Genomic DNA, 26,024 nt, shown 5'->3' on the forward strand with positions numbered 1-26,024 from the left:
GCTCCCGCCCCTGCACCGGCGGCTCCCGCTCCTGCGCCCGAGCCTGCTCCCGCTGCCCCGGCGCCGGCTCCGCAGGCCCGACCGGAACCCACCCCGGCGCCGGCACCCGCGGCCGCACCCCCACCGGTGCAGCCCGCCGCGGCCGAGGCCCCGGCCGGCGACGCCGCACGATATGTGACCCCGCTGGTGCGCAAGCTGGCCGCCGACAACAACGTCGATCTGAACCAGGTGACCGGCACCGGAGTCGGCGGGCGGATCCGCAAGCAGGACGTGCTGGCCTTCGCGGCGAAGCAGGCCGAGCCGCAGCAGGCGCCGGCGGCACCGGCCGCCCAGCGCCCGGCCGCTGCGGCACCCGCCTCGGCGCTGGCACACCTGCGTGGCACCACCGCCAAGGCCAGCCGGATCCGTCAGATCACCGCCAAGAAAACCCGCGAATCCCTGCAGGCCACCGCGCAGCTGACCCAGGTCCACGAGGTGGACATGACCAAGATCGTGGCGCTGCGGGCCAGGGCGAAGGCGGACTTCGCCGAACGCGAGGGCGTCAACCTGACCTACCTTCCGTTCATCGCCCGCGCGGTGATCGACGCCCTCAAGGCGCACCCCAACGTCAACGCCAGCTACAACGAGGACGCCGGCGAGATCACCTACCACGACGCCGAGCACCTCGGCTTCGCCGTGGACACCGAACAGGGTCTGCTGTCCCCGGTCGTCCACAACGCCGGTGATCTGTCCCTGGCCGGCCTGGCGCGGGCCATCGCCGACATCGCGGCCCGGGCGCGCTCGGGTGACCTCAAACCGGACGAGCTGTCCGGGGGTACCTTCACGATCACCAACATCGGCAGCCAGGGCGCACTGTTCGACACCCCGATTCTGGTTCCGCCGCAGGCCGCCATGCTCGGCACCGGAGCCATCGTCAAACGGCCGCGGGTCGTCATCGACGAAGCCGGCAACGAGTCGGTCGGGGTGCGTTCGGTCTGCTACCTGCCGCTGACCTACGACCACCGTTTGATCGACGGCGCGGACGCCGGGAGGTTCGTGACCACGATCAAGAACCGGCTCGAAGAGGGTGCGTTCGAGGCAGACCTGGGTCTGTAACGGCGCCGGGGGCTTTTCCGAAGAGCTGCAAGAGGATTCAGCTGTGAGCAACCCCATCGTCGCGATCGCCGGGTCATCCGGGCTGATCGGCTCGGCTCTGGTCTCGGCGTTGCGTGCCGACGATCACCAGGTGCTGCGGATTGTGCGGCGGGCACCGGCCAACGCCGGCGAGCTGCAGTGGGACCCCGAGGCCGGTGACATCGACGTCGGCGCACTGGCCGGAGTCGACGCCGTGGTCAATCTGTGCGGCGTCGGCGTGGGTGACCGCCGCTGGTCGGGGGCGTTCAAGCAGAGCCTGCGCGACAGCCGGATCACCCCCACCGAGGTGCTGTCGGCTGCGGTGGCCGAGGCCGGCGTACCGGTGCTGGTCAATGCGAGCGGGGTCGGCTATTACGGTGACACCGGCAACCGCATCGTCGACGAATCCGGTTCGGCGGGAACGGGTTTCCTGGCTCAGCTCGCCGAGGACTGGGAAGCGGCAACGGCGTCCGCCCAAGCTTCGGGCGCCCGCGTGGTGTTGGCCCGCACCGGCATCGTGCTGTCGCGTTCCGGCGGCGCCTTGGGCCGGTTGCGACCGCTGTTCTCCCTGGGACTCGGCGCCCGGATCGGCAACGGCCGGCAGTACATGTCGTGGATCAGCATGGAGGACGAGGTGCGGGCGCTGGCGTTCGCGATCTCGCATGACACGCTGTCCGGCCCGGTGAATCTGACCGGGCCGGCGCCGGTGACCAATGCCGAGTTCACCGCCGCACTGGGACGCGCGGTCGGCCGCCCGACCCCGATGCTGTTACCCGCTTTCGCGGTCCGTGCCGGGCTCGGCGAATTCGCCGAAAGCCTCCTCACCGGACAGCGAGCCATTCCCGCCATGTTGGAACAGGCCGGTTTCCGGTTTGCCCACCACACCGTGGGCGAGGCCCTGACCTACGCCACCTCCCGGCCGACCCCGCTGTAGACACACCGCGCCGAGTAGCCTGCGAACATGGCCTCCATCCGCTCCAGCGCCGCACCGATCGAGGTGCGCCAGCTGGGCACCGTCGACTATGGCGAGGCCTGGCAACTGCAACGCGAGCTGGCCGAGGCCAGGTCGGCCGGCGGCCCGGACACGCTGCTGCTGCTGGAGCACCCGCCGGTCTATACCGCCGGGCGCCGCACCGAGCCGCAGGAGCGCCCGATGGACGGCACCCCGGTGGTCGACACCGACCGCGGCGGCAAGATCACCTGGCACGGCCCCGGCCAGCTCGTGGGCTATCCGGTGATCGGCCTCGCCGAACCATTGGATGTGGTGAATTACGTTCGACGCCTTGAGGAATCGTTGATCGAGGTGTGTAACACTTTGGGCCTCAACACGGTTCGAGTGGACGGCCGATCCGGGGTATGGCTGCCGCCGGGAGGTGGCCGGCCCGCTCGCAAGGTCGCCGCGATCGGTGTCCGGGTGGCCCGCGCCACCACGTTGCACGGATTCGCGCTCAATTGTGATTGTGATCTCAATGCGTTCAGCTCGATTGTGCCGTGCGGGATCACCGACGCGGGAGTGACGTCGCTGTCGGCGGAGCTGGGCTTCGTGACCGGCGTCGAGGACGTGCGGCAGGCGGTGGCCAGCGCAGTCGTCGACGCCCTGGACGGCGTGCTGCCGGTGCGCGAGCATTCCGCTCCACGCGTAACATCGACCAGGTGAGCGCCGCCCCGGAAGGCCGTAGGTTAAGCCGTGCCGAAGCACGCAACGCCGAGACTCCGATCGAACGCAAACCCCCGTGGATCAAGACCCGCGCCCGCATGGGGCCGAGCTACACCCAGCTCAAGGTTTTGGTGAAGCAGGAAAAGCTCCACACGGTGTGCGAGGAAGCGGGCTGCCCCAACATCTACGAGTGTTGGGAAGACCGGGAGGCCACCTTCCTGATCGGCGGAGAGGTCTGCACCCGCAACTGCTCGTTCTGTCTCATCAAGTCGGGTAAGCCTCCCGAGCTGGACCGCGACGAACCACGCCGGGTAGCCGAGAGCGTGCAGTCGATGGGCCTGCGGTATTCGACGGTCACCGGTGTCGCCCGCGACGATCTGCCCGATCAGGGATCCTGGCTCTACGCCGAGACGGTGCGTGCCATCAAGGCCCTCAACCCGTCGACCGGCGTCGAACTGTTGATCCCCGACTTCGGCGGACGGCCCGACCTGTTGGGCGAAGTGTTCGAGTCTCGCCCGGAAGTGCTGGCGCACAACGTCGAGACCGTGCCGCGTATCTTCAAGTTGATCCGGCCCGGATTCAGCTACGAACGCAGCCTGAACGTGCTGACCCAGGCCCGTGACGCGGGGTTGGTGGCCAAGAGCAACCTCATCCTGGGCATGGGCGAGACCCCCGAAGAGATCCGGGCGGCCCTGTCCGACTTGTACGACGCCGGCGCCGAACTGGTCACCATCACCCAGTACCTGCGCCCCACCGAGCGACACCATCCGATCCACCGATGGGTCAAGCCCGAGGAGTTCGTCGAGCACGCCCGCTACGCCGAGCAGCTGGGCTTCGCCGGAGTGATGTCCGGGCCGCTGGTGCGCTCGTCGTATCGAGCCGGACGCCTCTATCAGCAGGCGCTGAAAAACCGGTCACGCCGCGAGCAGTCCCCCGCCGCCGCCCACGGCTGAGGCCCCGGGTGGCGGCCAGTCCGGCTGCGTATCCTTGGTAGCTATGCCCAGACCGCGCAATACCGCCGAGAACAAGGCTGCCCGGGCGGAGGCCAAAGCCGCCCGCAAGGCCGCCAGCAGGCAGCGCCGCACCCAGCTGTGGCAAGCCTTCCAGCTGCAGCGCAAAGAGGACACGCGGCTGGTGCCCTACATGGCCGGCGCCTTCGTGCTGGTCGCCGGGGTGACCACGGCACTGGCACTCAACGGCGGCACGTTCGCCAAGGTGACGACGATCCCACTCGGCCTGGTGTTGGGCGCCTTGGTGGCATTCATCATCTTCGGCCGGCGCGCTCAACGGTCGGTCTACCGCAAGGCCGAGGGGCAGGCCGGCGCTGCGGCCTGGGCGTTGGACAACCTGCGTGGCAAGTGGCGGGTGACCCCGGGGGTCTCCGCCACCGGCCAGCTCGATGCCGTGCACCGGGTGATCGGGCGGCCGGGCATCATCTTCGTCGCCGAGGGTTCGCCCGCTCGGCTCAAGCCACTGCTCGCCCAGGAGAAGAAGCGCACCGCCCGGCTGGTCGGCGAGGTACCGATCTACGACGTGGTGGTGGGCACCGGCGACGGTGAGGTTCCGCTGGCCAAGCTGGAACGTTTCCTGACCAAGCTGCCGGCCAACATCACGACGAAGCAGATGGATTCGCTGGAGTCGAAGCTGGCCGCGCTGGGTTCGCGGACCGGAACCGCGGCCATGCCCAAGGGGCCGCTGCCCGGCGGCGCGAAGGTGCGTGGCGTTCAGCGCGCGGTGCGCCGGCGTTAGCTCACAAACAGCCCGTTGACTCTGCGCTGACGGCGGAGCCTACTCGCACTTTTGCGCCGTACACGCAGACTCAATGCGGCGGCTAGAGACTCAGCGGCTGCGCACCACGGCGGTGGCAGTGGCCCGGTCCTGCAGGCCACGGCCGTCGGCGTCGGCGAACAAGGCCGGCACCACCAGTGCGATCAACAGTCCACGAACCGTGGCGCGACCGACGCCCACGCCCAGGCCGGGGCCGTCCACCGGGACCACCCGGAGCCCGCAGGCGTACTGGCCCGGCGTGAAGCCGAACAGGCGCACGGCGGCCACCCCGAGCACCAGCCAGATCCCCAGCACCACGGTTGCCAGGTATTCCGCGGTCACCACGCCGGCTGCCACTCCCAGGCCGGCGAGCCCGTAGCTCACCATCCAGTCGAGGGCCAGGGCCGCCACCCGGCGCCCCATCGGCGCCAGGGAACCCGGGCCGCTGGATGGCAAACCCAGGCCCTGCCCCGGGGCGTTGTCGGGACGGCTGGGTCCGGCAGATTCCGGCCCGGACAGCCACGAGGAGAACGTGCGGCTCATGGCCCCTACGATAGGCGGGCGGCGAATCCGACCCGGCGTCGACGGGTCCGGCCGCGGTTGCGTAACGTCAGCACCGGCAACCTCAGCGTCCGACCGGGGCTACCAGCGGAGGAGAAAACTTCTGTGACCGACAAGACGGCCGACGACATTCTCAAGCTCGTCGCCGATGAGAACGTGGAGTACGTCGACATCCAGTTCTGCGACTTGCCCGGTCAGATGCAACATCTGTCGATCCCCGCGTCCACGCTGGATGCCAGCGTGTTCGAAGACGGGCTGGCCTTCGACGGATCCTCCATCCGCGGTTTCCAGTCCATCCACGAGTCCGACATGATGCTGCTCCCCGACTTCTCCACTGCCCAGATCGATCCGTTCCGGGCCGCCAAGACCCTCAACCTGAACTTCTTCGTCCACGACCCGTTCACACGCGAGCCCTACTCCCGTGACCCGCGCAACGTGGCCCGCAAAGCCGAGAACTACCTCACCAGCACCGGCATCGCCGACACCGCCTACTTCGGCGCCGAAGCCGAGTTCTACATCTTCGACTCAGTGCGCTTCGACTCCCAGATGAACGGCACCTTCTACGAGGTCGACTCCGATTCGGGCTGGTGGAACACCGGCTCGCCGACCGAGGCCGACGGACGGGCCAACCGCGGATACAAGACCCGCCCCAAGGGCGGCTACTTCCCCGTCGCCCCCAACGACCAGTACGTCGACTTGCGCGACACCATGACCACCAACCTGGCCAATGCCGGCTTCACCTTGGAACGCGGCCACCACGAATGCGGCTCCGGGGGGCAGGCGGAGATCAACTACAAGTTCAACACCCTGCTGCATGCCGCCGACGACGTCATGTTGTTCAAATACATCATTAAGAACACCGCCTGGGCTAACGGCAAGACCGTCACGTTCATGCCCAAGCCACTGTTCGGCGACAACGGCTCGGGGATGCACGTACACCTGTCGCTGTGGAAGGCCGGCCAGCCACTGTTCTACGACGAGGCCGGCTACGCCGGACTCTCCGACACCGCCCGCCACTGCATCGGCGGGATCCTGCACCACGCGCCGTCGCTGTTGGCGTTCACCAACCCCACCCTCAACTCCTACAAGCGACTGGTGCCGCACTACGAGGCGCCGATCAACCTGGTCTACAGCCAGCGCAACCGCTCGGCCTGCGTGCGCATCCCGATCACCGGCACCAACCCCAAGGCCAAGCGCCTGGAGTTCCGCTGCCCGGACTCGTCCAGCAACCCGTATCTGGCGTTCGCGGCGATGTTGATGGCCGGCGTCGACGGCATCAAGAACAAGATCGAGCCGGCCGCCCCGGTCGACAAGGACCTCTACGAGTTGCCGCCGGATGAGGCCGCCCACATCCCGCAGGCACCTACCACGCTGGCCGAGGTGATGGACAACCTCGAGGCCGACCACGAATACCTCACCGAGGGCGGCGTATTCACTTCGGACCTCATCGAGAACTGGATCCGCTACAAGCGCGACCACGAAATCACGCCGATCAGTGTTCGGCCGCACCCGTACGAGTTCGCGCTGTACTACGACTGCTGAGCAGGTAGGTCGGCCGGCTTGATCGGATGCAACCCCGATCCGCCGAAATATCGTATTACGATTAACTGATGCTCGCCCTGACGCGCGCGTGGCGGACTGCCATCAGAACAGCGATAGTCACCACGACGCTGGCGTGTGCGCCCGGAGCACACGCCGACCCCGAGCCACCCCCGGGCGCCCCCGTCCCCACCGCCGAGCAGGTGACGACCATCTTGAACCAACTGACCGATCCGGCGGTTCCCGACGCGGACAAGGCCACGCTGGTCGAAGGCGGGCTCTCGCCGGACGAGATGAGCCAGAACGATCAGGGACTGGCCAAGCTGAACCGGCATCACGCCCTGCCGTTCGCCTTCACCGTCACCGATGTCCGGCCGGCGATCAACAACCTGGCCGGTGTCACCGCAGCCCTCACCGGGCCGCGGCAGCCCGTCCCCGTGATACGGCCGCTGGTCCTGGTCGACCACGACGGGACCTGGCAGCTCACCCACGACTCGTATGACCCGACATTGGTCAACATGGTCCGCCACGTCATACACCGGGTCGGCCCGCACCCCAACCCCGGCGGTAACGTCGCCGTCTTCGGCTGGTGACCCAGCTGCGCGAGCGGTCAGCCAGACCGGTGGAGTCAGAACGAGAAGTCGAAGAGGTCCGCGGTGGTCACGGCATCGTCGAAAAGGCTTCCGATCCACACGATGGGCATGGACGCGATCGCGGCCGGGATCGTCTCAGAGAAGGTGACCCCGAGCATCTGAAATGAAGCACTGACGGCGCCCGGGACCGATCCGTCCTCGATCGCGCTCTCGAATGCGTTGGTGGCATTGAGCATCGACTCGCTGGCATCGGCCCACTGCTGGTTGAGCGGCGCCAAGAACAGTTGATCGATCAGCGAGGACATCGAACCAGAATGCGCGAGGATCGCGGACTCTGCCGGCACCAGCCTGTCGTCCACCATGAACACAAACGTGTCCAGGATGCTTGGAATGCGCTGCGCCGACTCGACGGCTGAGAGCAAGGTGCCGGACAGCTCCGAGGTGTCGATCCCGGTGATGACGTCTTTGGCATCGAGGAAATTCGCGCCGGCCATGATCAGCAGATCGGTCGAGTCGGCGCCTCCTCCGGCGGCTGCGACACCGGCAAGCTGATCAGCGGCTCCGGCGTGGGCGCCGCCCAGCCCGACCGTCAGCGCGACCGCTACGGCCCCGCCGATCAAGCCGGCTCCGACTCCAAAACGACGGATATCACCCGACATCTGCATAACCCTCTTCCTCCCCGACCCCCACGTCGCCAGCCGCAGCGGCAAACATGAATATTCCTGAAGAAGAAGCATAGCAAATAGCCAGAAGCCTGCCTGTCCTGCGCGATTTACGCAGCCCCGGGCTATCACTGCGAAGCCCACCACTCCAAGCCGTGGGCCAAAGGCGGGCGCACCCACGCCGATGAACTGGTTCTTCGCCTGCGGTTGCGATCACACCGAGGCCACCGACGGCAGACAACGAACCCTCGTCACCACATCCGGCCGGCTGGGCCGGGCCAACGGCACCACCCCACCCGAAATCAACCACACCCATCGCCGGAGAAGAACTCCTGCGCGGAAACACCGAACCGCCCAACGACGAAGCCGCCTGGCCGGCGAATTACCCGCGCGATTCTGTGTGTTTGCCGGGAGCCGGAGAAAGAACGCTAGCCTGGGCCGTCACCACCGGCCCCTCTTCGAAGCCCACTTCCCTTGCTGCCGAAACACATTTGCGGACAAGGAATTTGATTCGCCGGATGGCCGCATCCAGCGGTCAATCGGTGCTGAACCGCGGCCGCGCTGATTCTGCCGCAGCCGTTTGCCGGGGCGGCTCCACACGCCAAAAGAGAGGAGCCGGTAACGGGCGTTACCAAACCTCTCAAACATGTGATTGAACTTAGAAACAGTCCGATGTAATTTATCGCCAGATCAGTGACTTTCCAGCTAAAGGGCTTGTTTTCCACGAAAGGGACGCCCATGACTAACTCCAGGTTGCTGCCGCTGGCCATTGCGCCGCTGCTGATCGCCGGTCCCGCCCTTCCCGCAGGCGTTGCGGCCCAAAACCCGAAGTCGGTCTCCGCGCAGGTGATCCTGCTCGACACCGAGGGCTGGGGTATGGGTGGCAGCGGCACCCCGATCCCCTCACAAGCACTCATCGACGCCATCAGCGAGCGCTACATCATGCCGGCCGCGCCGATCTTCCCCGGCCAGCCGGTGTTCCCGGTCGACTCGGTGCATCCCCTCTTCACCCCGGAAGGCCTGTATCCGATGACCGGCGTCAAGTCGCTGGTACTCGACCAGTCCCTGGCGCAGGGCGTCCAGATCCTGGACGCCACCATCAAGGAGCGGCTCGCTCTGGGCCACGACCTCGTCGTGGTGGGCGGCTCGCAGAGCTCCACCATCGCCTCGCTGGAGATGCGCAACCTGCTGGCGCTGCCGGCTGATCAGATCCCGACCTCCGACCAGCTGTCGTTCGTACTGTTGGTCGACCCCAGCAACCCCAACGGCGGGCTGCTGTCACGCTTCGGCGACCCGAGTCTGCCGCCGCTGAGCTTCCCCAGCATGGGCGTCACCTTCAGCGGGGCGACCCCGTCGGACACCCCGTGGGACACCGCCATCTACAACATGGAGTACGACGGCTTCTCGGACTTCCCGCGTTACCCGCTGAACTTCCTGGCCGATCTCAACGCCGTCTTGGGCATCGCATTCGTGCACGGCACCATCCCCGACCTCTCCGACGAGCAGATCGCCCAATCCGTCCTGCTGCCGGTGTCGGAAGGCTATGCCGGCCACACCGACTACTTCATGATTCCCACCGAGAACCTGCCGCTGCTGGAGTTGCTGCGAGCCGTTCCCATCCTGGGCGATCCGCTGGCAGATCTGATGCAGCCGGCGCTGCGGGTGCTGATCAACCTGGGTTACGGCAATATCGAAAATGGTTGGGACCCGGGACCGGCTAACCTGTCCACCCCGTTCGGGTTGTTCCCGAACGTCGATCTGGGTGACGTCCTCACGGCGCTGGGCAACGGTGTTCAGCAGGGCTGGCAGGACTTCCTCAACGATCTGGGCTCGCTGCCGAGCCTGCCCGACGCCCTGGCCAACAGCGCGGCGGTGTTGAGCGACTTCACCGACGGGGTGAACGCGTTCTCCGCCGATCTGTCCACCCTCTACTCGACCCTGCTGCCGATCACCGACCTGGTCAACGCCCTGTTCACCACCCTGCCGGCCTACGACGTCAGTCTGTTCGCGCAGGAGCTGGCCTCCGGTGATCTGCTCAATGCCGTCATGATGCCGATCGCGGCCGACATGGGACTGGCCACCGCGGGCATCGGAATCGGCGCGCTGAGCGTGCTGTCGGCCCTGATCTCGCTGTAGCGGGTGGTTGCCGCCGTCACTCCAGCCCGTCGCGGGCCCAGGACGGCGTGATGAAGACCCCGTCGGCCTCCACGGTGACCCCGTTGGCGTCCGAGATATGTCCGCGGGCGTACGTCTTGACGCCGTCCTTGCGGTAGATCGAGGCTTCGGCGCGCAACGGCCCCAACGGTGTTCCGCGCAGGTACTTCACCGTGATCGTGCCGGTGTAGCGCGGCTTAGTCAGGCCGTCGCTGGCCGCCTCGCCGAGCACATGGTCGAGCACCAGGGCACTGACGCCGCCGTGGACCAGCGACGGCGGGCCCTCGTAGGCCGCGCCCAGATAGAAGTCACTCCAGCAGTGCCCGGTCTCCCCGTGCTGGATCACCAGCGGCGGTGCGATCGGGTTACGCAGACCCACCACGGCGTTACCCCACGCCAGCGGCCGCCCGTCGACGACATAGCGCAGTCCCGGTGAGTCGCTGAGGGTCCCGGCACGAAGCCGCTCGGTCAGCTCTTGTATCTGAGCGGTCACCTCGCGGGCCGTGGGGTCGTCGGCCTGGGTGCGGATAGAGGCGTCGATCAGGTCGCGGACCGCTTGGGCCAACGGTCCGTACCGCTCCAACAGCTGCCCGCTCTCGTCGACGCTGATCGTCGGCACGTTCGAGTGAGCCCTGAAATCCACCACCGAGGTCCTCCTTCAGTCTCCGAATACCTTGCGCACCACAACCTTCGCGCGCCGCGTGACCCGGAGGTAGTTGTCCAGGAACTCACCGCCGTCGCCGCCGGGCCAGCCGGCGGCCACCGCAACCGCGTTGAGCGCGCGGCCCGGCCCGGGCAGTTGGTCGGTGGGTTTGCCACGAACCAGCACCAATGCGTTGCGGGCACGGGTTGCGATCAGCCAGGCCTGCCGGAGCCGGTCCACATCGTCTTCCTCGAGCAGCCCGGCAGCGGCGATGGCGTCCAGGGTCTCCAGCGTAGAGGTGTTGTGCAACGCCGGTACACGGTGGGCGTGGCGCAACTGCAGCAGCTGCACCGTCCACTCGACGTCGGCCAGGCCACCCCGGCCCAGTTTGGTGTGCGTATTGGGGTCGGCCCCGCGCGGCAGCCGCTCGGCGTCGACGCGCGCCTTCACTCGGCGAATCTCCCGCACCGCGTCGGCGGACACCCCACCGGGCGGATAACGGGTGGCGTCGACCATCCGCAGGAACCGGTTGCCCAGGTCCGGATCACCGGCGACGCAGTGCGCCCGCAGCAGTGCCTGGATCTCCCACGGCTGCGCCCACTGGTCGTAGTAGGCCGCGTAGGAGGCCAACGTGCGCACCGGCGGGCCGTTGCGGCCCTCGGGACGCAGGTTGATGTCGACCTGCAGTGGCGGGTCGACGCTGGCGGTGCCCAACAGCGCCCGGACCTGCTCGGCGATCGAGGTCGCCCAACGCACCGCGTCGCCGTCGCTCACCCCCGCCGCCTTCTCATTGGCCTCGCACACGAACATGACATCGGCATCCGAGCCGTAGCCGAGTTCACGCCCGCCGAGCCGGCCCATGCCGATCACCGCGATCCGCGCCGGCGCGGACTGCGCGTCTGCGTCGGGCGAGCCGGGGAGATTGACCCGGATGATCGCGTCCAGGGCGGCCTGCAACACCGCCACCCACACCGCGGTCAGGGCCCGGCAGACATCGATGACGTCGAGCATGCCCAGCAGGTCTGCCGAGGCAATGCGGGCCAGCTCGTGGCGCCGCAGGCTGCGGGCCGAGGCGATCGCGCGGACCGGGTCGGGATAGCGGCCCGCCGACGCGATCAGCGCCCGCGACACCGCGTCCGAATCGGTGTCGAGCAGCTTCGGCCCCGTCGGGCCGTCGCCATAGGCCTGGATGACGTCGGGTGAGCGCATCAGCAGTTCCGGGATGTAGGCCGAAGTGCCCAGCACCCGCATCAGCCGCTTGGCCACGGCGCTGCTGTCGCGCAGGGTGCTCAGATACCAGCGCTGCTGGGCCATCGCCTCGCTGAGCCGCCGGTAGGCCAGCAGTCCCGCGTCGGGATTGGGTGTGTCCGAGAGCCAGTACAGCAACGTGGGCAGCAGCACCGCCTGCACCCGGCCCCGGCGACCACTCTGATTGGTCAGCGCGCCCAGATGCGTCAGGGCGTTGTGCGGCGCCTCGTAACCGAGTGCCGCCAGCTGACGTTCCGCGGCACCGCGCGTCAGCCCCCCGACCAGCTCCAGACCCTCCGGGCTGACCGCCTCCAGCAGCGGCTGATAGAAGAGCTTGGCGTGCAGCCGCGACACCCGCCTGTTCTGGGCCTTGAGCTCTTCGCGAAGTACACCCAGGGCATCATGCCGGCCGTCCGGACGGACATGGGCGGCGCGGGCCAGCCAGCGCAGTGCCTCGTCGTCGTCGAGCGGCGGGAGCATATGGGTGCGCTTGAGCCGCTGCAGCTGCAACCGGTGTTCCAACAGTCGCAGGAACTCGTAGGAGGCGGTCAAGTTGGCCGAATCATCGCGGCCGATGTAGCCACCGGCACCCAAGGCCGCCAGCGCATCGACCGTGGATGCCACATGCAACGACTCGTCGCTGCGGCCGTGCACCAGCTGCAGCAGCTGCACGGCGAACTCCACGTCACGCAATCCCCCGGATCCCAGCTTGAGCTCGCGGGACCGGATCTCGGCGGGCACCAGCTGCTCCACCCGGCGGCGCATCGCCTGCACGTCGGTGACGAAATCCTCACGCTCGCAGGCGGTCCAAACCATCGGCAGCAACGCGTCGATGTAGGCCCGGCCCAAGTCGGCGTCGCCGGCTGCCGCGCGCGCCTTGAGCAGCGCCTGAAACTCCCAGGTCTTGGCCCACCGCTGGTAGTAGACGATGTGCGATTCCAGGGTTCGCACCAGCGCGCCGTGCCGGCCCTCCGGCCGCAAGCCGGCATCCACCTCGAAGAACGCCTCGCCGGCCACCCGCATCAGCTCACCGGCCACCCGGGTGCTCACCGCACCGGCATCTTCGGCGACGAAGATGACATCGACGTCGCTGACGTAATTCAGTTCCCGCGCACCGCATTTGCCCATGGCGATCACGGCCAGTCGGGGTACGGTGGCACCGGCGTCGGCGCCGCAGACGTGCAGCTCGGCCACTCGCAGCGCGGCCGCCAGCGCGGCGTCGGCCAGGTCGGCCAGATGCTCGCCGACCGCCACGAAGGGCAGTACCGGCAGGTTCTCGACGGTGGGCGCCAGGTCCATCGACGCCAACACCAGCAGCCGGTCGCGGTACAGCGACCGCAGCCGCTCGACGTAGGCGCCGTCTGCTGTGGCGGCCACGCAGTCGGTGAACATCGCGCGCAGCTGCGCCGCCGACGGCAGTGTGATCGTGTAGTCGTCGGAGTCGGCTGGGCTGGTCAACAGCTTCCAGGATTCCGGGTGGGTGATCAGGTGATCCCCCAGCGTCAGCGAGGATCCCAGCACCCCGAACAGTCGCCCGCGCAGTCCCCGGTCGGCCATGAGTGCTGCGCTCAGTTCATCCCAGTCGATGCCCGGAGCTTCGGACAGCCGGACCAGGGTGCGCAGCGCGACGTCGGCGTCGGGAGCGCGGGACAGCGCCCAGAGCACGTCGACGTGCGGTTGGGTGTACGCGCTGTACCAGCCCAGCGCGGTCAGGTCTGCTGCGGCATACCGGTCGACCAGGCCCAGGCGCCCGACGCTGGGCAGCTTGCGGCGCTGAGCTCCGGGATAGGCCACGACCGTCGGCGGCTTTACAGCGCCAGGTAGTTCTGCAGCTCGTAGGGGGTCACGTGGCTGCGGTAGTTCGCCCACTCCTGGCGCTTGTTACGCAGGAAGAAGTCGAAGACCTGCTCCCCCAACGCTTCCGCGACCAGCTCTGAGTTCTCCATCTCGCTCAGCGCGCGCTCCAGGGTGCCGGGCAGTTCGCGGTAGCCCATCGCCCGGCGCTCCTCGGGAGTCAGCGCCCAAACGTTGTCCTCGGCCTCCGGGCCGAGCTCGTAACCCTGCTCCACCCCGCGCAGCCCGGCGGCCAACAGCACCGCGAAGGCCAGGTAGGGGTTGCACGCCGAATCCGGGCTGCGCACCTCGATACGCCGCGACGACGTCTTGTGCGGGCTGTACATCGGCACCCGCACCAGCGCCGAGCGGTTGGAGGCGCCCCAGGACGCCGCGGTAGGTGCTTCCCCACCGTGGATCAGGCGCTTGTAGGAGTTGACCCACTGGTTGGTGACGGCGCTGATCTCGTTGGCGTGCTCGAGAATCCCGGCGATGAACGACTTGGCCGTGGCTGACAGCTGCAGCGGGTCGTCCGGGCTGTGGAAGGCGTTGACTTCGCCCTCGAACAGGCTCATGTGGGTGTGCATGGCCGAACCGGCGTGCTCGCGGAACGGCTTGGGCATGAACGACGCCCGCACGCCTTCCTTGAGCGCGATCTCTTTGATCAGGTAGCGGAACGTCATCACGTTGTCGGCCATCGACAGCGCGTCGGCGTAGCGCAGGTCGATCTCCTGCTGGCCCGGGGCGTTCTCGTGGTGGCTGTACTCCACCGAGATGCCCATCGATTCCAGCGCGTCGATCGCGTGCCGGCGGAAGTTGGCGGCCGAACCGTGGATCGACTGGTCGAAGTAGCCCGCGTCATCGGCGGGAACCGGGGTGCTGCCGTCATAGGGGCCGGGTTCCAGCAGGAAGAACTCGATCTCGGGGTGCACGTAGCAGGCGAAGCCCAGTTCCCCCGCCTTGGCCAGCTGCCGGCGCAACACGTGCCGCGACGACGCCCAGGCCGGAGATCCGTCCGGCATGGTGATGTCGCAGAACATCCGCGCCGAGTACTGCCGGCCGGAGTCCGACGTCCAGGGCAACAGCTGGAAGGTGGACGGGTCGGGATGGGCGACCATGTCGGATTCGAAGACCCGGGCGAAGCCCTCTATTGCCGAGCCGTCGAAGCCGACACCCTCGTCGAAGGCGCCCTCGAGCTCGGCCGGGGCGATCGCGACTGATTTCAGATAACCGAGTACATCGGTGAACCAAAGCCGGACGAAACGGATGTCGCGTTCCTCCAGCGTGCGGAGCACAAACTCCTTCTGACGGTCCATACCGCGAAGCGTATCAGCGCTCAGCACTTCGCATCGGTTGGCGGCAACGTGCCGTCGACCAGGTATCGCGCGGCGAATCGGTCCACGCATTCGTTGCCCTGGAATACCACCGTGTGCTGCGTTCCGTTGAACGTCAGCAGGCCGCCACCCAGCTGCTTGGCCAAGTCCACACCGGCCTGATACGGGGTCGCCGGGTCGCGGGTGGTGGAGACCACCATCGTCGGCGGCAGGTCCGGCACCGAGATGGTGTGCGGCTGCGTCGTCGGGGGGACCGGCCAGAAGGCGCAGGTGCCCAGCGGCGCGTCGCCGGTGAACTTGCCGTAGCTCATGAACGGCGCCACCTCACGCGAACGCCGGTCTTCCTCGATCACCTTCGCGCGGTCGGTGACCGGCGGCTGATCGACACAGTTGACCGCGACCCGGGCATCGGTGGCGTTGGTGTAGTGGCCGTTGGCGTCCCGGCGCATGTACAGGTCGGCGAGGCTCAGCATGATGTCGCCGCGGCCGTCCACCAGATCGGACAGGCCGTCGTTGAGATGCGTCCAGAACGTCGGCGAGTACAGCGCCATGATGGTGCCGACGATCGCGTCGCTGTAGCTCAGCCCGCGCGGGTCCTTGGTCTTGGCAGGCTTGTCCACCAGCGGGTCGACCAGGCTGTGGTAGACGTCGACGGCTTTGGCCGGGTCGGTGCCCAACGGGCAGTCGGCGTCTTTCGCGCAGTCCGCCGCGAAGTCGTCGAACGCACCCTGGAAGGCCTGCGCCTGCCGCAGGTCCTCTTCGACCGGGTCGGCATTGGGGTCCACCGCGCCGTCCAGGATCATCGCGCGCACGTTCTGCGGGTAGGCCTCGGCGTAGGCCGAGCCGATCCGGGTGCCGTAGGAGTAGCCGAGGTAGGTCAGCTTGTCGTCGCCCAGCCCGGCCCGGATCGCGTCCAGGTCGCGGGCGACGTTGACGGTGCCGACGTTGGCCAGGAACTCCTTGCCGCTCTTGTCCAGGCAGCGCGCGACGTACTCCTTGGTCTCGTTCTCGATGCGCTCCACGCCCTCGGGGCTGTAGTCGACCTGGTTCAGGGCACGCAGCCGGTCGTTCTCCTTGTCGGAGTTGCACCAGACCGCGGGCCGTGACGAGGCCACCCCGCGCGGGTCGAACCCGACCAGGTCAAAACGCTCCCGGACCTGACGGGGCAGCGAGCTGACCAATCCCACCGCGGTTTCGATCCCGGACTCCCCCGGGCCGCCGGGGTTGATCACCAACGAGCCGATCTTGTCCTTGGTGGCCGGGAACCGGATCATGGCCAGCCGGGCCACGGCGCCCTGCGGCTTGGAGTAGTCCACCGGAACCCCGATGAATCCGCACTGGGCGTCGGCGGGCACCTTGATATTGGTGTCGGCGGTGAACCGGCACTTGTCCCATTGGACCGGCTGCCCGACCCGCGGCACCGCCAGCACCGCGTGGCCCGGCGTCATCCGGGTGCAGCTGCCGACGGTCAGTGCCACCATCGCGATCGCGAGGCAGGTCAGGGCGGTGCGCGTCATCCTGTCGCGGCGCGTCGGCGAGCTCATGACACCACATGCTGCCATGCACGCCCGCGCAAGCCCGGTCACCTGGTGCGCTGCGCGCGTGGCGGTGTGAGGAAATCCACTCCACCTGGTGGTTCAGCTGCGCCGCGGCAGGTGGCACACTGGGCATGTCAGACGACCCGGGGACCCGAGTGACGGGCTTCGAGGATCGACCCGAACAATTCGAGGGACAACGATGTCTGAGCACGTTTATGGCGCTTCACCTGACCCTGTCCGCATTGCACCGCAGACCCGCGTCCATCATCTGCAGCAGATGAAGAACGAGGGCCGCAAGTGGGGGATGCTGACGGCCTACGACTACTCCTCCGCCCGCATCTTCGACGACGCCGGCATCCCGGTGCTGCTGGTCGGCGACTCGGCGGCCAACGTGGTCTACGGCTACGACAGCACGGTTCCGATCACGATCGACGAGCTGATCCCGCTGGTGCGCGCGGTGGTGCGCGGCGCCCCGCACGCGCTGGTGGTCGCCGATCTTCCGTTCGGCTCCTATGAAGGTGGGCCGGCGGCGGCACTGGCCACCGCCACCCGGTTCATGAAGGAGGGCGGCGCGCACGCGGTCAAGCTGGAGGGCGGCGAGCGGGTGGCCGACCAGATCGCGACGTTGTCCGCGGCCGGCATCCCGGTGATGGCGCACATCGGGTTCACCCCGCAGAGCGTGAACACCTTGGGCGGTTTCCGGGTGCAGGGGCGCGGTGACGCCGCCGAGCAGACCGTGCACGACGCGATCGCGGTGGCCGAGGCGGGTGCGTTCGCGGTGGTGATGGAGATGGTGCCGGCCGAGTTGGCCACCCAGATCACCGGAAAGCTGACCATTCCTACCGTCGGGATCGGCGCCGGGCCCAACTGCGACGCCCAAGTTCTGGTGTGGCAGGACATGGCCGGGATGACCACCGGCAAGACCGCCCGATTCGTCAAGCGCTTCGGCGCCGTGGGTGCTGAATTGCGCCGCGCCGCAGAGCAATACGCCCAAGAGGTGGCGGCGGGAACCTTCCCGGCGGAAGAGCACTGCTTCTAGAACGCCGTGTCTGGGCGGTCCGGATGTGACAGGCTGGATGCCGTGTCTGCAACCGACCCGAGCACCTCTCGGTTCCGCGAGGTGGAACGCAAGTTCGACGTTGACGCATCGGCCATCTCACCGTCCTTCGACGGCATCGCCGGGGTCGCCCGAGTTGAGCAGTTGCCGGCACAGGCACTTGCGGCCGTGTACTTCGACACACCCGGTCACGACCTGGCGGCCCGGCGAGTCACGTTGCGCCGGCGCACCGGCGGTCCCGACGCCGGCTGGCACCTGAAACTTCCGGCCGGGACGGACACCCGCACCGAGGTACGCGCACCCCTGGGCCCGGAGATTCCGGACGAACTGCTCGACGTGGTGAGGGCGATCGTCAGGGATCGGCCGCTGGCCCCCGTGGCACAAATCCGTACCGCCCGCAGTGTGGTGGTGCTGCGCGACGATCACGATGAGGTGTTAGCCGAGTTCTGCGACGATCAGGTCACCGCGTCGGCCGAAGGCGATACCGAACAGTGCTGGCGGGAATGGGAAGTGGAACTGGGCTGCGGGGACCTGGAGCTGCTGGACCGGCTGAGCAACCGGCTGCACGACACCGGCGCCAGGCCGGCCGGCTACGGCTCCAAACTGGCCAGGGTGCTGGGCGCGCCGCCGGTGGCCGCGCACCCGACCGATCGCCTGCATCGGGCGCTGGCCGAGCAGATCGAGCAACTGCTGGTCTGGGATCGCGCGGTGCGCGCCGACGCCGACGACGCGATTCATCAGATGCGGGTGACGATCCGACGGATCCGCAGCCTGTTGCACGGCGAGGAGGCGGCCCACGCCCCGCTGCTCGACGAACTGCAGGAATTGGGTGCGGTACTGGGTGTCGCCCGCGACGCCGAGGTGCTGGCCCAGCGCTATCAGCAGGCGCTCGACGAGCTGACGCCGGAGCTGGTCCGCGGGCCGGTGGGCGAACGGCTGGTCGCCGGCTCGCTGCGCCGCTATCAGACGGGGCGACGCCGTAGCCTGGCCGCGATGCGCTCCCCCCGGTACTTCCGGCTGCTCGACGGCCTCGACGATCTGGTCAGCGCGCCCGCCGCCGAGCGATACGCCACCGTGGACATCGCCTACCGCCGGCTGCGCAAGGCGGTGAAGGCCGCCAAGACGGCCGCCGACCGCGACGCGGCACTGCACCGGATCCGCAAGGCCGCCAAGCGACTGCGCTACGCCGCCTCAGCAGCGAACAAGACGAAGATCGCCCAGCGCGCGAAGACGATTCAGACCGTGCTCGGCGACCACCAGGACAGCGTGGTCAGCCGGGCGCATCTGCTTCAACAGGCCGATGCCGCGGCGGCCGCCGGCGAGGACACCTTCACCTACGGGCTGCTGTATGCCCGCGAGGTCGACCTCGCCGCGCGGAGCCGGGCGGCGTTGCGGCCCGCGCTGCGCAAGCTGAACCGGGCGGTTCGGTGAGGCTCGCTACAACCACGGCTGGCGCGGTGCCACGGCCAACAATTCCGAGCCGTGGTAAGGCTCCAAACGCACACAATTGGGAAACAGCACTTCGATCGGATGTCGTGTTGCTCCTAGCCGGAATCGACGTACGGCCATTCATCCTCTGTCAGTCCGCTAAAGGACAACGTCACCCTGGCCCGCCAAACTCCATCGTCGTTGCGCGCCCAAATGCGAACCGGAACGATGAAGTGCTTGCCCGTGGCGTGGCTATCCCAGGCCCGCTTCTTCGTACTCAAATCGCCGTGTGGCACATAGCCGACAACCAGCCCTTCGACGTGAACTGCGACGGCGATCCCGATCTTTTCATTGCTGTAGGGGTGTTCCGGGTCTGGTATCAGCGCGGCGTTCCGCATGAGGACGCCACCAAACGGCCACCCTGCCCTGCCAAAAATCTCGGCGAACGATTCACGGTGGTTCGACTCGCCAATAACCTCGACATCGCGGAAATCGTCGTCGGGGTACAAATCGTCTTGCTCCACGGCATACGACCACTCGGGTTCCGTCTCACCTGAGAACGACAGGGTTACCCTCGATACCCAAGCTCCATTGTCATTCCGCGACCAGACGCGGGCCAAGACTTCAAGGTTCTTATCGTCGATGGATGCGGCGATAGCGCGCGATTTGGTCGCCTCATCGGCACGCGGAACGTAGCCCACACGCAGGCCCTCGATGTAGACCGCAACCGCGGTGTCGTCAAAGGGGTTTTCCGGCTCAGGAACCAGCGTCGCGGTGCGGATGATAACTCCGCCCCCAGGTCGGTCCGCCGTGCAAAAGATCGCCGCAAAGGCCTCGGCGTGATAGGCCTCGCCCGCTACCTCCACATCCGACTGATACTCGCACTGCGGCTCTTTCGCCGGCTCGACTTGCTGCAATTTTCGCAAGATGTCACGCAGACCCATATCCAAATCACCCAGCCTCGTGATTGTGCAGCAAATACACCGGATCGTATGTCAATGTGCAGACAGCGCAGGCTGAATTTCGCGAAACCGATCGGCGGGCTACCGACCGGCCGTTGGGCGGTGTTGCCGCGTACTCCTGCGTACCGGGACGCCGGCCAGTGCCTTAAGGCGGACGAGCTGGCCTGTAATCCGGATTCTGCTACCAGGGTGTTTGAATCATCAAGCAGCGTTGGCTGTATTGCGAAAGACCAGATCACAGCGTTGACTGCGTTGGCCGAAGCAAGAGCAAGCGAGCTGTGCTGCGGTTTTCAAGACAACTCATATCTCCATTGAGCCTGTAAGCGGCGACGGTTGACGACACGCTGCCTCAGTCGCATCACCCATCGTTTTCGAGACGCAGGTTTTCACCGATACGGCAACCTGCAGCCGCGCCACTCTCAACTGTTGACGTCTCCGCAGCCCGCTCCGGCTGGTACAGCTGGACAATCATCGGCTCAGCGCTAGGGACCAGCGGTGAGGCGCCGCAGCAGCGTTGCGGGTGAGCTACGACTGAGAGGGCACGGGTTCCGCAGCTGTTGCGGGTGCGGGCTCGGCGGGTTCCTGCGCACCACCGGGTGCCGGTGCGGGTTCCGCGCCAGGCGGAAAGTACGTGCAGGTGTGGTCGATGACCCCTAGTCCGCTGAACGAGTACGGGTTCGTGTGTGTGACGCATTCATCCCGGCCGCCATCGGAGTAGGTGCAGGTATTGGAATGTATGCCAATGAAACCCCCGGTGTACTTGCAGTACACGTGCATTTTGAAGATGCACTCGTCATACGCGTCATAGTCGGGTGCTAATGCGGTGCACGCGCCTTCGGCGTGGACGACCGGTGCCGGTGCTGCGAGGAACAACGTGGCGGGCACGGCGGCGAGTACGCCAACAGCGAGCGTCTTCGTAATACGATTCATCGCAGCTACTTTCGTTGATGAGGTCATGGGCAGAGTGTGCGGTCCGCGATCTCCGCCGCTGTGGTCGGCGAGTACCCCATGTTGAACGGGTTCGTGTGCCACCATGGGCCGTTTCCGTCCGCCCTGTCATGGCAGTATTTGGTCGCGTAGTAGAGAAGTTGGTCATCCGGTACCAGTTGATGCGCGCCAGCGGCGTGATACTGGTCGAGGAAATCCTGTCGAGCATCAGCCATAGCGGTCGGCGCGCCCAGCAACACGGCGGCGGCGAGAACGGTCGTCATCGTCAGAACGGTTTTCACTTCGGGCTTTCAAGGGTGTCGGGACACAGTTCGTGTTGCGCCGCTTCGATCATGAGGTCGTCGAGTGATGCCGCCATGAACGGATTTACGCCATTGCGCGGTCCGCCGTTCCAACGAATGTTGTCGCAGACTATGTGCCCGCCCTTGATTGCGCTCGTCGCTGATGACACGTCGTAGTGGTAGTTCCAGCCGTGACTGAACAGGTAGTCCAGGTAGGACTGCTCGTCAGCCACCGCTACCCCAGCTGCGCCGAGCAGCAGCCCCAGCGCCGCGACACTGATTCCGCCTGTACGCACGACCCGACTCATCACGGTCTTCACTGCGCCCCTTGAAGGGTGTCCGGACACAACTCGTGTTGCGCCGCTTCGATCATCATCGGACGTAGATGGCCTGTGTCGTGAGTTGAATTCGGCATCGCTTGATCGGCTGGTATGCCTGCACGGATTCCGTCACAAGTCATACGTCCGATCATTAAGGTTTCGGAGTCGCCCATGCTCCCGAAGTAGCCATATCGATCCGGCAAGCCGTTCGCATGAACGCGATCCAGAAATGACCTCGCATCCGCCTGTGCCACCCCCGCTGTTCCGACCAGCAGCCCCAGTGCCGCGAAAACGATTCCTGCCGTCCGCACGATGCGCCCCACCGAGATCGTCACTTCGGACCTTCGAGGGTGTCTGGGCACAGCTCGTGTTGGGCGGTTTCGATCAACTGTTGAGGAACCGTAACGTTGGTCCAGGAATTGAATCCGGCGCGAGGGTCTCCGTCCAGTCTGATGTTGTCGCAGATTTGTCGGCCGATGGCTAAGCGATTCGCAGATGAGGTGTAGTAGTTCCCCGCGCCATTCTCATTGAGTTGGTCCAGATAGGACCGCTCGTCAGCGGACGCCGCTCCTGCTGTTCCGAGCAGTAGCCCCAACGCCGCGAGACTGACACCGACTGACTGCGCTGTGCACCTCATTACGCTCCTCCGGTTCATATGCGACCCCATATACCATCCAATGTGCTGCAACTCAGCGCAAAACCGTCAGGCGACTGCGCATACGCATTGCCCGCGCAGCGGGAGCCTACCTTTTGAACGCCTCTCAGCGGCCAGTCAAGCGGACCGTCCCAGACATTGCCGGACCGACCGTCATAGTGACACGAAAAAAGTCCGCCGTTCCGATCTCGGCCAAACACGTACTTGCCGTAATTGCTGCACGGCTGACCACGCACGGGGTCGTGGCGCATGCCGGGGACATCCCCCTGCCCAACTTGACTCTGCTGCGCGGGTCGGGGCGTCACAGCTGGGCGTACCTCAGAACAGGCGACATTCCCGGCCATCCCTGGCTCAGCGAGAACGTCCTCGCACGTACCGCACGGAACCGTCGCGATCTTGCCGCCTAGCTGGACCTGGCAAAGTGGTTCTGCTGACGCTAAGGGCGATGGCGACGCCAGGCTCCAACCGGCGCACAAGAAAATTGCCACTACGACTCTGGGGAGCACCGAAGCGCAATGCTGAGGCATCGCTGCATGCTAATCCGGCAAGAGATTGGAGCATAAAGCAAATCCCCGCCACCCCTCCCGGAGAACCACGCAGCTCCTACGTCGCCTGACGAGCCCGGCGCTATCGCGGAGCGCGAAACCAGAAGCCAGAGGGAGGTTGATCTAGTGGCCGTGGGGCAGCGAGGCATGCGCCGTAGGACTCAAAGCGCGCGGTGCATTCGGCCAACCTGCGCCGCCTGTCCGTCGTTTCCGAACCGAGAAGCAGTGCACACGCTGTTCGCTTGTACTTGATGGGCGATTTCTACACCATCGCTGTATCGAATACCCCTTCAAAACTGTTCTGACCTGCGACATCATTCCGCGGCATCGTCTTCGTCGCCTCGAAAATGATTCGTTTTTCGTTGTACTTAACTAGATGAACCCGGCTCGATACCAAAACATCGGTCATGAGGCAGTTCAGGCGATGAACCGCCTTCACACATCAACGATCGCGGGGAATAGAACTGAAGGTGCCGACCCCGCCGCCGAAGAACTTCAATAGGTCCGATGCCAAGAAGGGCTGCCTCGACCAACTCCACAAACGTCTAGGGCACGGATCTCGCCGAAGGCTACCGCTGGACATGCAGGTAAACAGCTCGGGGCGGACGAGTTGGCCTGTAAGCCGGAAATTGACCCTTGGCATCTTCGCAGGTCACTGGGATCTGGTGTCATTGGTGGCACATAGCGGCCAACGGGATGTAAGTGCAGGTGAAGGCGATTTTCTCGACCTAGCTCAAGCTGCCACCAGCGGGCGCAGAGTGCTGCTGTGCGTAGCGCCTGCGTAGTGAGCCTGGCACCAGGCTACTGGGCGGGAGAGCGCGGCGGTCTTGTCACAGACATGCCCGCGAACCGAGCCCATGCACGTAAGTTCTTCCCGAGCGCATGTTCGGTCGCTGGTGCCCACTCGGCTGACAGCGCCTCTGCCACAACTCTTCCGACGTCCGCAGGTCGGGCGTCCGGCCTCCGTTCAAGAAGCGTCAAGCCGGGAGCAACACCAGAAACTTGCGTGAGTAAATCGTGAAGCACGGGCGCGTTCAGTTGCCCGTCAAGTACAAGGTCGTGTTGCACAACCAAATGGCCACTGTCGTCGGCGCGAACCGCGTCAATGTCAAGAAGCGGTCGCAGGGCACTTCTTCTCCGCGACACATCAATGGCCCCGTTCGACGCCAGTTCCTTTAGCAAGGTGATGCTCGGCCCCGGAGCATCGTGGGGAAAGCCGCCAACCTTCCTGCGTCGAATCGGCGCGCCAAGCAGCTTGCCGACTCCACTGGCCCCGTCTGGCGCGGACACCCATAGTGTTGGGGAGCTCATCGTTGCCAGACCGGCATACTCAAACCATCGCAGGAACACACGTCCGTAGGTGTTCCAAGTGTTCGGTGTGACTTCGATTGCAGGGAAGGCCGAAGGCAGCTCAGATGCGAACGCGTTGACCGTGACGCTGCCCAGACGTTCTTCGATACCTAGAAACGTGCTAAACGCTCTATGCCGCCTTATGGACTGGGCGACACGCCTCCGGATCACATCCTCGCGATCCTCGGACTCCCAGATTTCCGGTAGGAGCCGTACGCGATTCGGCTCATACGATGTCGCGCCAAGCAAGCGGAGCTCGCGGCTTAGATTGAAGACGGCATTCTCGCTAGTGGAGAGTCGACTCGCAAGGTCTTGAACACTTGCGTCTCCATTGTCGATCTCGACTTCTCGTAGCAACCTAGCTACCGAGTTCGGGCTCTGCCGCAGGATGTACGAGTCCTCGACCGGAACCCGTCCCGTGTTCAGATAGTCGCGGAAGATGTCCCAGTAAGTGTCGAGTCGCTCGCCTACCTGCACGATCAAGCGCCGGTTGACAAGGGATTCGACAACCGGCGGGCTCACCCGTTCGATCACTTCACTGATCGCGATGGGAGCGTGCCGAGCGATGAACCGCACGGCTTCTTGCTCCTGCATGTTCAATTCAGCTAGGTCAGCGTCAAACAATCCCTGCACGTTGAGGGCCTCGCTGGCGAGTTTCTCCTGTGTCGCGCCAGCTTCAACCTCTCGAATAAGGTGACCGGCAAGCTTCTTGAACAGCCACGGCAGACCCTGGCTGTACTCGCGGAGGCGTGTCCGCAAGTCACGTGCAAGCGTTTGCCCGAGTTCGCGCTCTAATCGTCGGAGTAACGTCTCGACCTCAGACGCGCCGAATGGCCCCAGGGCCAGGACTGTAGCGCTCGAACGGATTTCGTCGCGCAACTGGTACGGATGCCCTTCGGTCCACCCGACAAGATCCGTCTTCCAGGCGAATCCAACCATGAGGTTGCCGGTAGTTTCTCGTGCGCTGAGCGCAAGATCCCGAAACTCACGGGTCAGACTTTCATCCCGAAAAACGTTCTCGAACTGGTCGAAGAACACGACCAGCGGTCCGGCCTTCCACTCCGCCTCAGACAGAGTCCGCAGCGAGCTAGGGAGGCTGGCCCAGCTCGCATTTGCCGGCAGGTCAAGCACACCGACAAGCGCAGCTTCCTGCGCAGCCTTGCTCAGGGCCTCTGTCACAAAGCGACGAGAGCTTGCAGTCCGGGAGTCCACCACAAGTGCAAAGCCATTTTGGTTCGCCGCCAGAGCTTTCAGGCGGAGCGCTGCGGAGCTCTTTCCCCATCCAGATTGGGCATTGAGCACAAGTACGCCAGCATGCTCGGCGATAGCCTTTTCCATGGCCTGCACGACACTCGTTCGGCCAACGAAGAACTTCGGCGACGTAGGCAGCTGATACTCAAAGTCCGACTCGCTACCTGTTACCTGGACTATGAGTGGGGCCGCCTCGCTGGGAGACGCTGCTGTTGCGGCCCAAGGCTGGCGGGCATCTTGAACTGGCGCGCCTTTGCAGTAGTCCTCGGCTTGGAGCAATGCCTTGGTGCGCTCCGGCACGTTTCCTGTTGCGCCCCAGACATGTACTTGCGCTGGTGTCCTTGTTCCAGGATCTAGTTCTATGCACGCGGCATAGATGCCGTCATCGGCAATGATTACGGCATCGTCGCTCTTCAAGTCCAGATTTATCGGGCAGGGAACTATCGAACGACGCTCTAAGCCTCGATCCACCGACTGAACTGATGGTGGCGCGGGTGTCGGTATAAGAAAAGTGCCTTCTGAGCTGGGATGATTGAAGTTCTCACACAAACAATCGCCGCAGATCGGAAAGGCACTTTCGGTGAA

Annotated in this window: 21 protein-coding genes; 10 read left to right on the top strand and 11 right to left on the bottom strand. The window is 65.8% G+C overall.

Annotated elements, in window-relative coordinates:
* The 5 genes from sucB to ABW16_RS22565 form a co-directional block, all read left to right on the top strand.
* Nucleotides 1-1,095 (top strand): 2-oxoglutarate dehydrogenase, E2 component, dihydrolipoamide succinyltransferase (gene sucB / locus ABW16_RS22545; protein WP_047321455.1); only part of this gene is annotated, 1,095 nt, incomplete at its 5' end.
* A 43-nt stretch (nucleotides 1,096-1,138) separates the two neighbouring features.
* Complete coding sequence (locus tag ABW16_RS22550; protein ID WP_047321438.1) at nucleotides 1,139-2,047, top strand: TIGR01777 family oxidoreductase; 909 nt, start codon at nucleotides 1,139-1,141, stop codon at nucleotides 2,045-2,047.
* Nucleotides 2,048-2,074: 27 nt separating this feature from the next.
* Nucleotides 2,075-2,770, top strand: coding sequence for a lipoyl(octanoyl) transferase LipB (gene lipB, locus ABW16_RS22555; protein WP_047321439.1), 696 nt, complete (start codon nucleotides 2,075-2,077; stop codon nucleotides 2,768-2,770).
* Nucleotides 2,767-3,723 (top strand): lipoyl synthase, encoded by a 957-nt coding sequence (locus tag ABW16_RS22560; RefSeq protein ID WP_047321440.1) that lies wholly within the window; start codon nucleotides 2,767-2,769, stop codon nucleotides 3,721-3,723. The genes lipB and ABW16_RS22560 overlap by 4 nt, the downstream gene beginning before the upstream one ends.
* Before the next feature lie 43 nt (nucleotides 3,724-3,766).
* Complete coding sequence (locus tag ABW16_RS22565; RefSeq protein ID WP_047321441.1) at nucleotides 3,767-4,519, top strand: DUF4191 domain-containing protein; 753 nt, start codon at nucleotides 3,767-3,769, stop codon at nucleotides 4,517-4,519.
* 90 nt (nucleotides 4,520-4,609) lie between these two features.
* Here ABW16_RS22565 and ABW16_RS22570 read toward each other — a convergent pair whose 3' ends face one another.
* On the bottom strand, nucleotides 4,610-5,080 hold the full coding sequence (locus ABW16_RS22570) for an RDD family protein (protein ID WP_047321442.1): 471 nt from the start codon (nucleotides 5,078-5,080) through the stop codon (nucleotides 4,610-4,612).
* 123 nt (nucleotides 5,081-5,203) lie between these two features.
* Here ABW16_RS22570 and glnA (ABW16_RS22575) point away from each other — a divergent pair, with 123 nt between their 5' ends.
* Both glnA (ABW16_RS22575) and ABW16_RS24035 read left to right on the top strand, forming a co-directional pair.
* Nucleotides 5,204-6,640, top strand: a complete 1,437-nt coding sequence (glnA, locus tag ABW16_RS22575) for a type I glutamate--ammonia ligase (protein WP_047321443.1) — start codon at nucleotides 5,204-5,206, stop codon at nucleotides 6,638-6,640.
* A gap of 68 nt (nucleotides 6,641-6,708) precedes the next feature.
* A complete protein-coding gene (locus ABW16_RS24035) occupies nucleotides 6,709-7,230 on the top strand; it encodes a hypothetical protein (RefSeq protein ID WP_052957062.1) in 522 nt (173 codons plus the stop codon).
* A gap of 35 nt (nucleotides 7,231-7,265) precedes the next feature.
* On the opposite strand, the gene ABW16_RS22585 is transcribed toward ABW16_RS24035, so the two are convergent.
* On the bottom strand, nucleotides 7,266-7,895 hold the full coding sequence (locus ABW16_RS22585; protein ID WP_233424854.1) for a hypothetical protein: 630 nt from the start codon (nucleotides 7,893-7,895) through the stop codon (nucleotides 7,266-7,268).
* A gap of 735 nt (nucleotides 7,896-8,630) precedes the next feature.
* On the opposite strand from ABW16_RS22585, the gene ABW16_RS22590 reads away from it, so the two are divergent.
* A complete protein-coding gene (locus ABW16_RS22590; protein WP_047321444.1) occupies nucleotides 8,631-10,028 on the top strand; it encodes a PE-PPE domain-containing protein in 1,398 nt (465 codons plus the stop codon).
* A 16-nt stretch (nucleotides 10,029-10,044) separates the two neighbouring features.
* On the opposite strand, the gene ABW16_RS22595 is transcribed toward ABW16_RS22590, so the two are convergent.
* From ABW16_RS22595 to ABW16_RS22610, 4 genes are read right to left on the bottom strand one after another with little or no spacing between them, the layout of a single operon-like run.
* Nucleotides 10,045-10,692 carry a PaaI family thioesterase gene (locus ABW16_RS22595; RefSeq protein WP_047321445.1) on the bottom strand — a complete coding sequence of 216 codons (648 nt, stop codon included), beginning with the start codon at nucleotides 10,690-10,692 and terminating at the stop codon, nucleotides 10,045-10,047.
* 12 nt (nucleotides 10,693-10,704) lie between these two features.
* A complete protein-coding gene (locus tag ABW16_RS22600) occupies nucleotides 10,705-13,731 on the bottom strand; it encodes a bifunctional [glutamine synthetase] adenylyltransferase/[glutamine synthetase]-adenylyl-L-tyrosine phosphorylase (RefSeq protein WP_047321446.1) in 3,027 nt (1,008 codons plus the stop codon).
* 14 nt (nucleotides 13,732-13,745) lie between these two features.
* Nucleotides 13,746-15,086 (bottom strand): type I glutamate--ammonia ligase, encoded by a 1,341-nt coding sequence (gene glnA, locus ABW16_RS22605; protein WP_047321447.1) that lies wholly within the window; start codon nucleotides 15,084-15,086, stop codon nucleotides 13,746-13,748.
* Nucleotides 15,087-15,106: 20 nt separating this feature from the next.
* Nucleotides 15,107-16,648 (bottom strand): alpha/beta hydrolase, encoded by a 1,542-nt coding sequence (locus ABW16_RS22610; protein WP_047321448.1) that lies wholly within the window; start codon nucleotides 16,646-16,648, stop codon nucleotides 15,107-15,109.
* A 193-nt stretch (nucleotides 16,649-16,841) separates the two neighbouring features.
* Here ABW16_RS22610 and panB point away from each other — a divergent pair, with 193 nt between their 5' ends.
* Together panB and ABW16_RS22620 are read left to right on the top strand one after the other, a co-directional pair.
* On the top strand, nucleotides 16,842-17,681 hold the full coding sequence (gene panB, locus ABW16_RS22615; RefSeq protein WP_047321449.1) for a 3-methyl-2-oxobutanoate hydroxymethyltransferase: 840 nt from the start codon (nucleotides 16,842-16,844) through the stop codon (nucleotides 17,679-17,681).
* Nucleotides 17,682-17,723: 42 nt separating this feature from the next.
* A complete protein-coding gene (locus ABW16_RS22620; protein ID WP_047321450.1) occupies nucleotides 17,724-19,130 on the top strand; it encodes a CYTH and CHAD domain-containing protein in 1,407 nt (468 codons plus the stop codon).
* 113 nt (nucleotides 19,131-19,243) lie between these two features.
* Here ABW16_RS22620 and ABW16_RS22625 read toward each other — a convergent pair whose 3' ends face one another.
* The 5 genes from ABW16_RS22625 to ABW16_RS22640 all read right to left on the bottom strand — a co-directional run.
* Entirely contained in the window at nucleotides 19,244-20,071 is an 828-nt protein-coding gene (locus ABW16_RS22625; RefSeq protein ID WP_047321451.1) for an HIRAN domain-containing protein, read from the bottom strand.
* Nucleotides 20,072-21,042: 971 nt separating this feature from the next.
* The gene (locus ABW16_RS22630) at nucleotides 21,043-21,300 is read right to left on the bottom strand and encodes a hypothetical protein (protein WP_131721554.1); all 258 of its coding nucleotides are present in this window, start codon (nucleotides 21,298-21,300) and stop codon (nucleotides 21,043-21,045) included.
* Nucleotides 21,301-21,314: 14 nt separating this feature from the next.
* Nucleotides 21,315-21,638: a DUF732 domain-containing protein gene (locus ABW16_RS22635; protein ID WP_047321453.1), complete on the bottom strand. Its 324-nt coding sequence runs from the start codon at nucleotides 21,636-21,638 to the stop codon at nucleotides 21,315-21,317.
* Nucleotides 21,635-21,973 carry a DUF732 domain-containing protein gene (locus tag ABW16_RS25075; protein WP_157864282.1) on the bottom strand — a complete coding sequence of 113 codons (339 nt, stop codon included), beginning with the start codon at nucleotides 21,971-21,973 and terminating at the stop codon, nucleotides 21,635-21,637. The genes ABW16_RS22635 and ABW16_RS25075 overlap by 4 nt, the downstream gene beginning before the upstream one ends.
* Nucleotides 21,974-23,639: 1,666 nt before the next feature.
* A partial coding sequence (locus ABW16_RS22640) for an nSTAND1 domain-containing NTPase (RefSeq protein WP_131721556.1) occupies nucleotides 23,640-26,024 on the bottom strand: 2,385 nt, incomplete at its 5' end.

The sequence above is a fragment of the Mycolicibacter heraklionensis genome, from assembly GCF_001021505.1.
In the GTDB taxonomy this organism is placed as follows: Bacteria; Actinomycetota; Actinomycetes; order Mycobacteriales; family Mycobacteriaceae; genus Mycobacterium; species Mycobacterium heraklionense.

Excerpts from the sequence above, each read along its gene's own strand:
- ABW16_RS24035 (WP_052957062.1), top strand. The coding sequence starts at position 6,709 with ATGCTCGCCCTGACGCGCGCGTGGCGGACTGCCATCAGAACAGCGATA.
- ABW16_RS22590 (WP_047321444.1), top strand. The coding sequence starts at position 8,631 with ATGACTAACTCCAGGTTGCTGCCGCTGGCCATTGCGCCGCTGCTGATC.
- ABW16_RS22585 (WP_233424854.1), bottom strand. The coding sequence starts at position 7,895 with ATGCAGATGTCGGGTGATATCCGTCGTTTTGGAGTCGGAGCCGGCTTG.
- lipB (WP_047321439.1), top strand. The coding sequence starts at position 2,075 with ATGGCCTCCATCCGCTCCAGCGCCGCACCGATCGAGGTGCGCCAGCTG.
- ABW16_RS22570 (WP_047321442.1), bottom strand. The coding sequence starts at position 5,080 with ATGAGCCGCACGTTCTCCTCGTGGCTGTCCGGGCCGGAATCTGCCGGA.
- ABW16_RS22630 (WP_131721554.1), bottom strand. The coding sequence starts at position 21,300 with ATGACGACCGTTCTCGCCGCCGCCGTGTTGCTGGGCGCGCCGACCGCT.
- ABW16_RS22565 (WP_047321441.1), top strand. The coding sequence starts at position 3,767 with ATGCCCAGACCGCGCAATACCGCCGAGAACAAGGCTGCCCGGGCGGAG.
- glnA (WP_047321447.1), bottom strand. The coding sequence starts at position 15,086 with ATGGACCGTCAGAAGGAGTTTGTGCTCCGCACGCTGGAGGAACGCGAC.
- ABW16_RS22610 (WP_047321448.1), bottom strand. The coding sequence starts at position 16,648 with ATGAGCTCGCCGACGCGCCGCGACAGGATGACGCGCACCGCCCTGACC.
- panB (WP_047321449.1), top strand. The coding sequence starts at position 16,842 with ATGTCTGAGCACGTTTATGGCGCTTCACCTGACCCTGTCCGCATTGCA.
- ABW16_RS22625 (WP_047321451.1), bottom strand. The coding sequence starts at position 20,071 with ATGGGTCTGCGTGACATCTTGCGAAAATTGCAGCAAGTCGAGCCGGCG.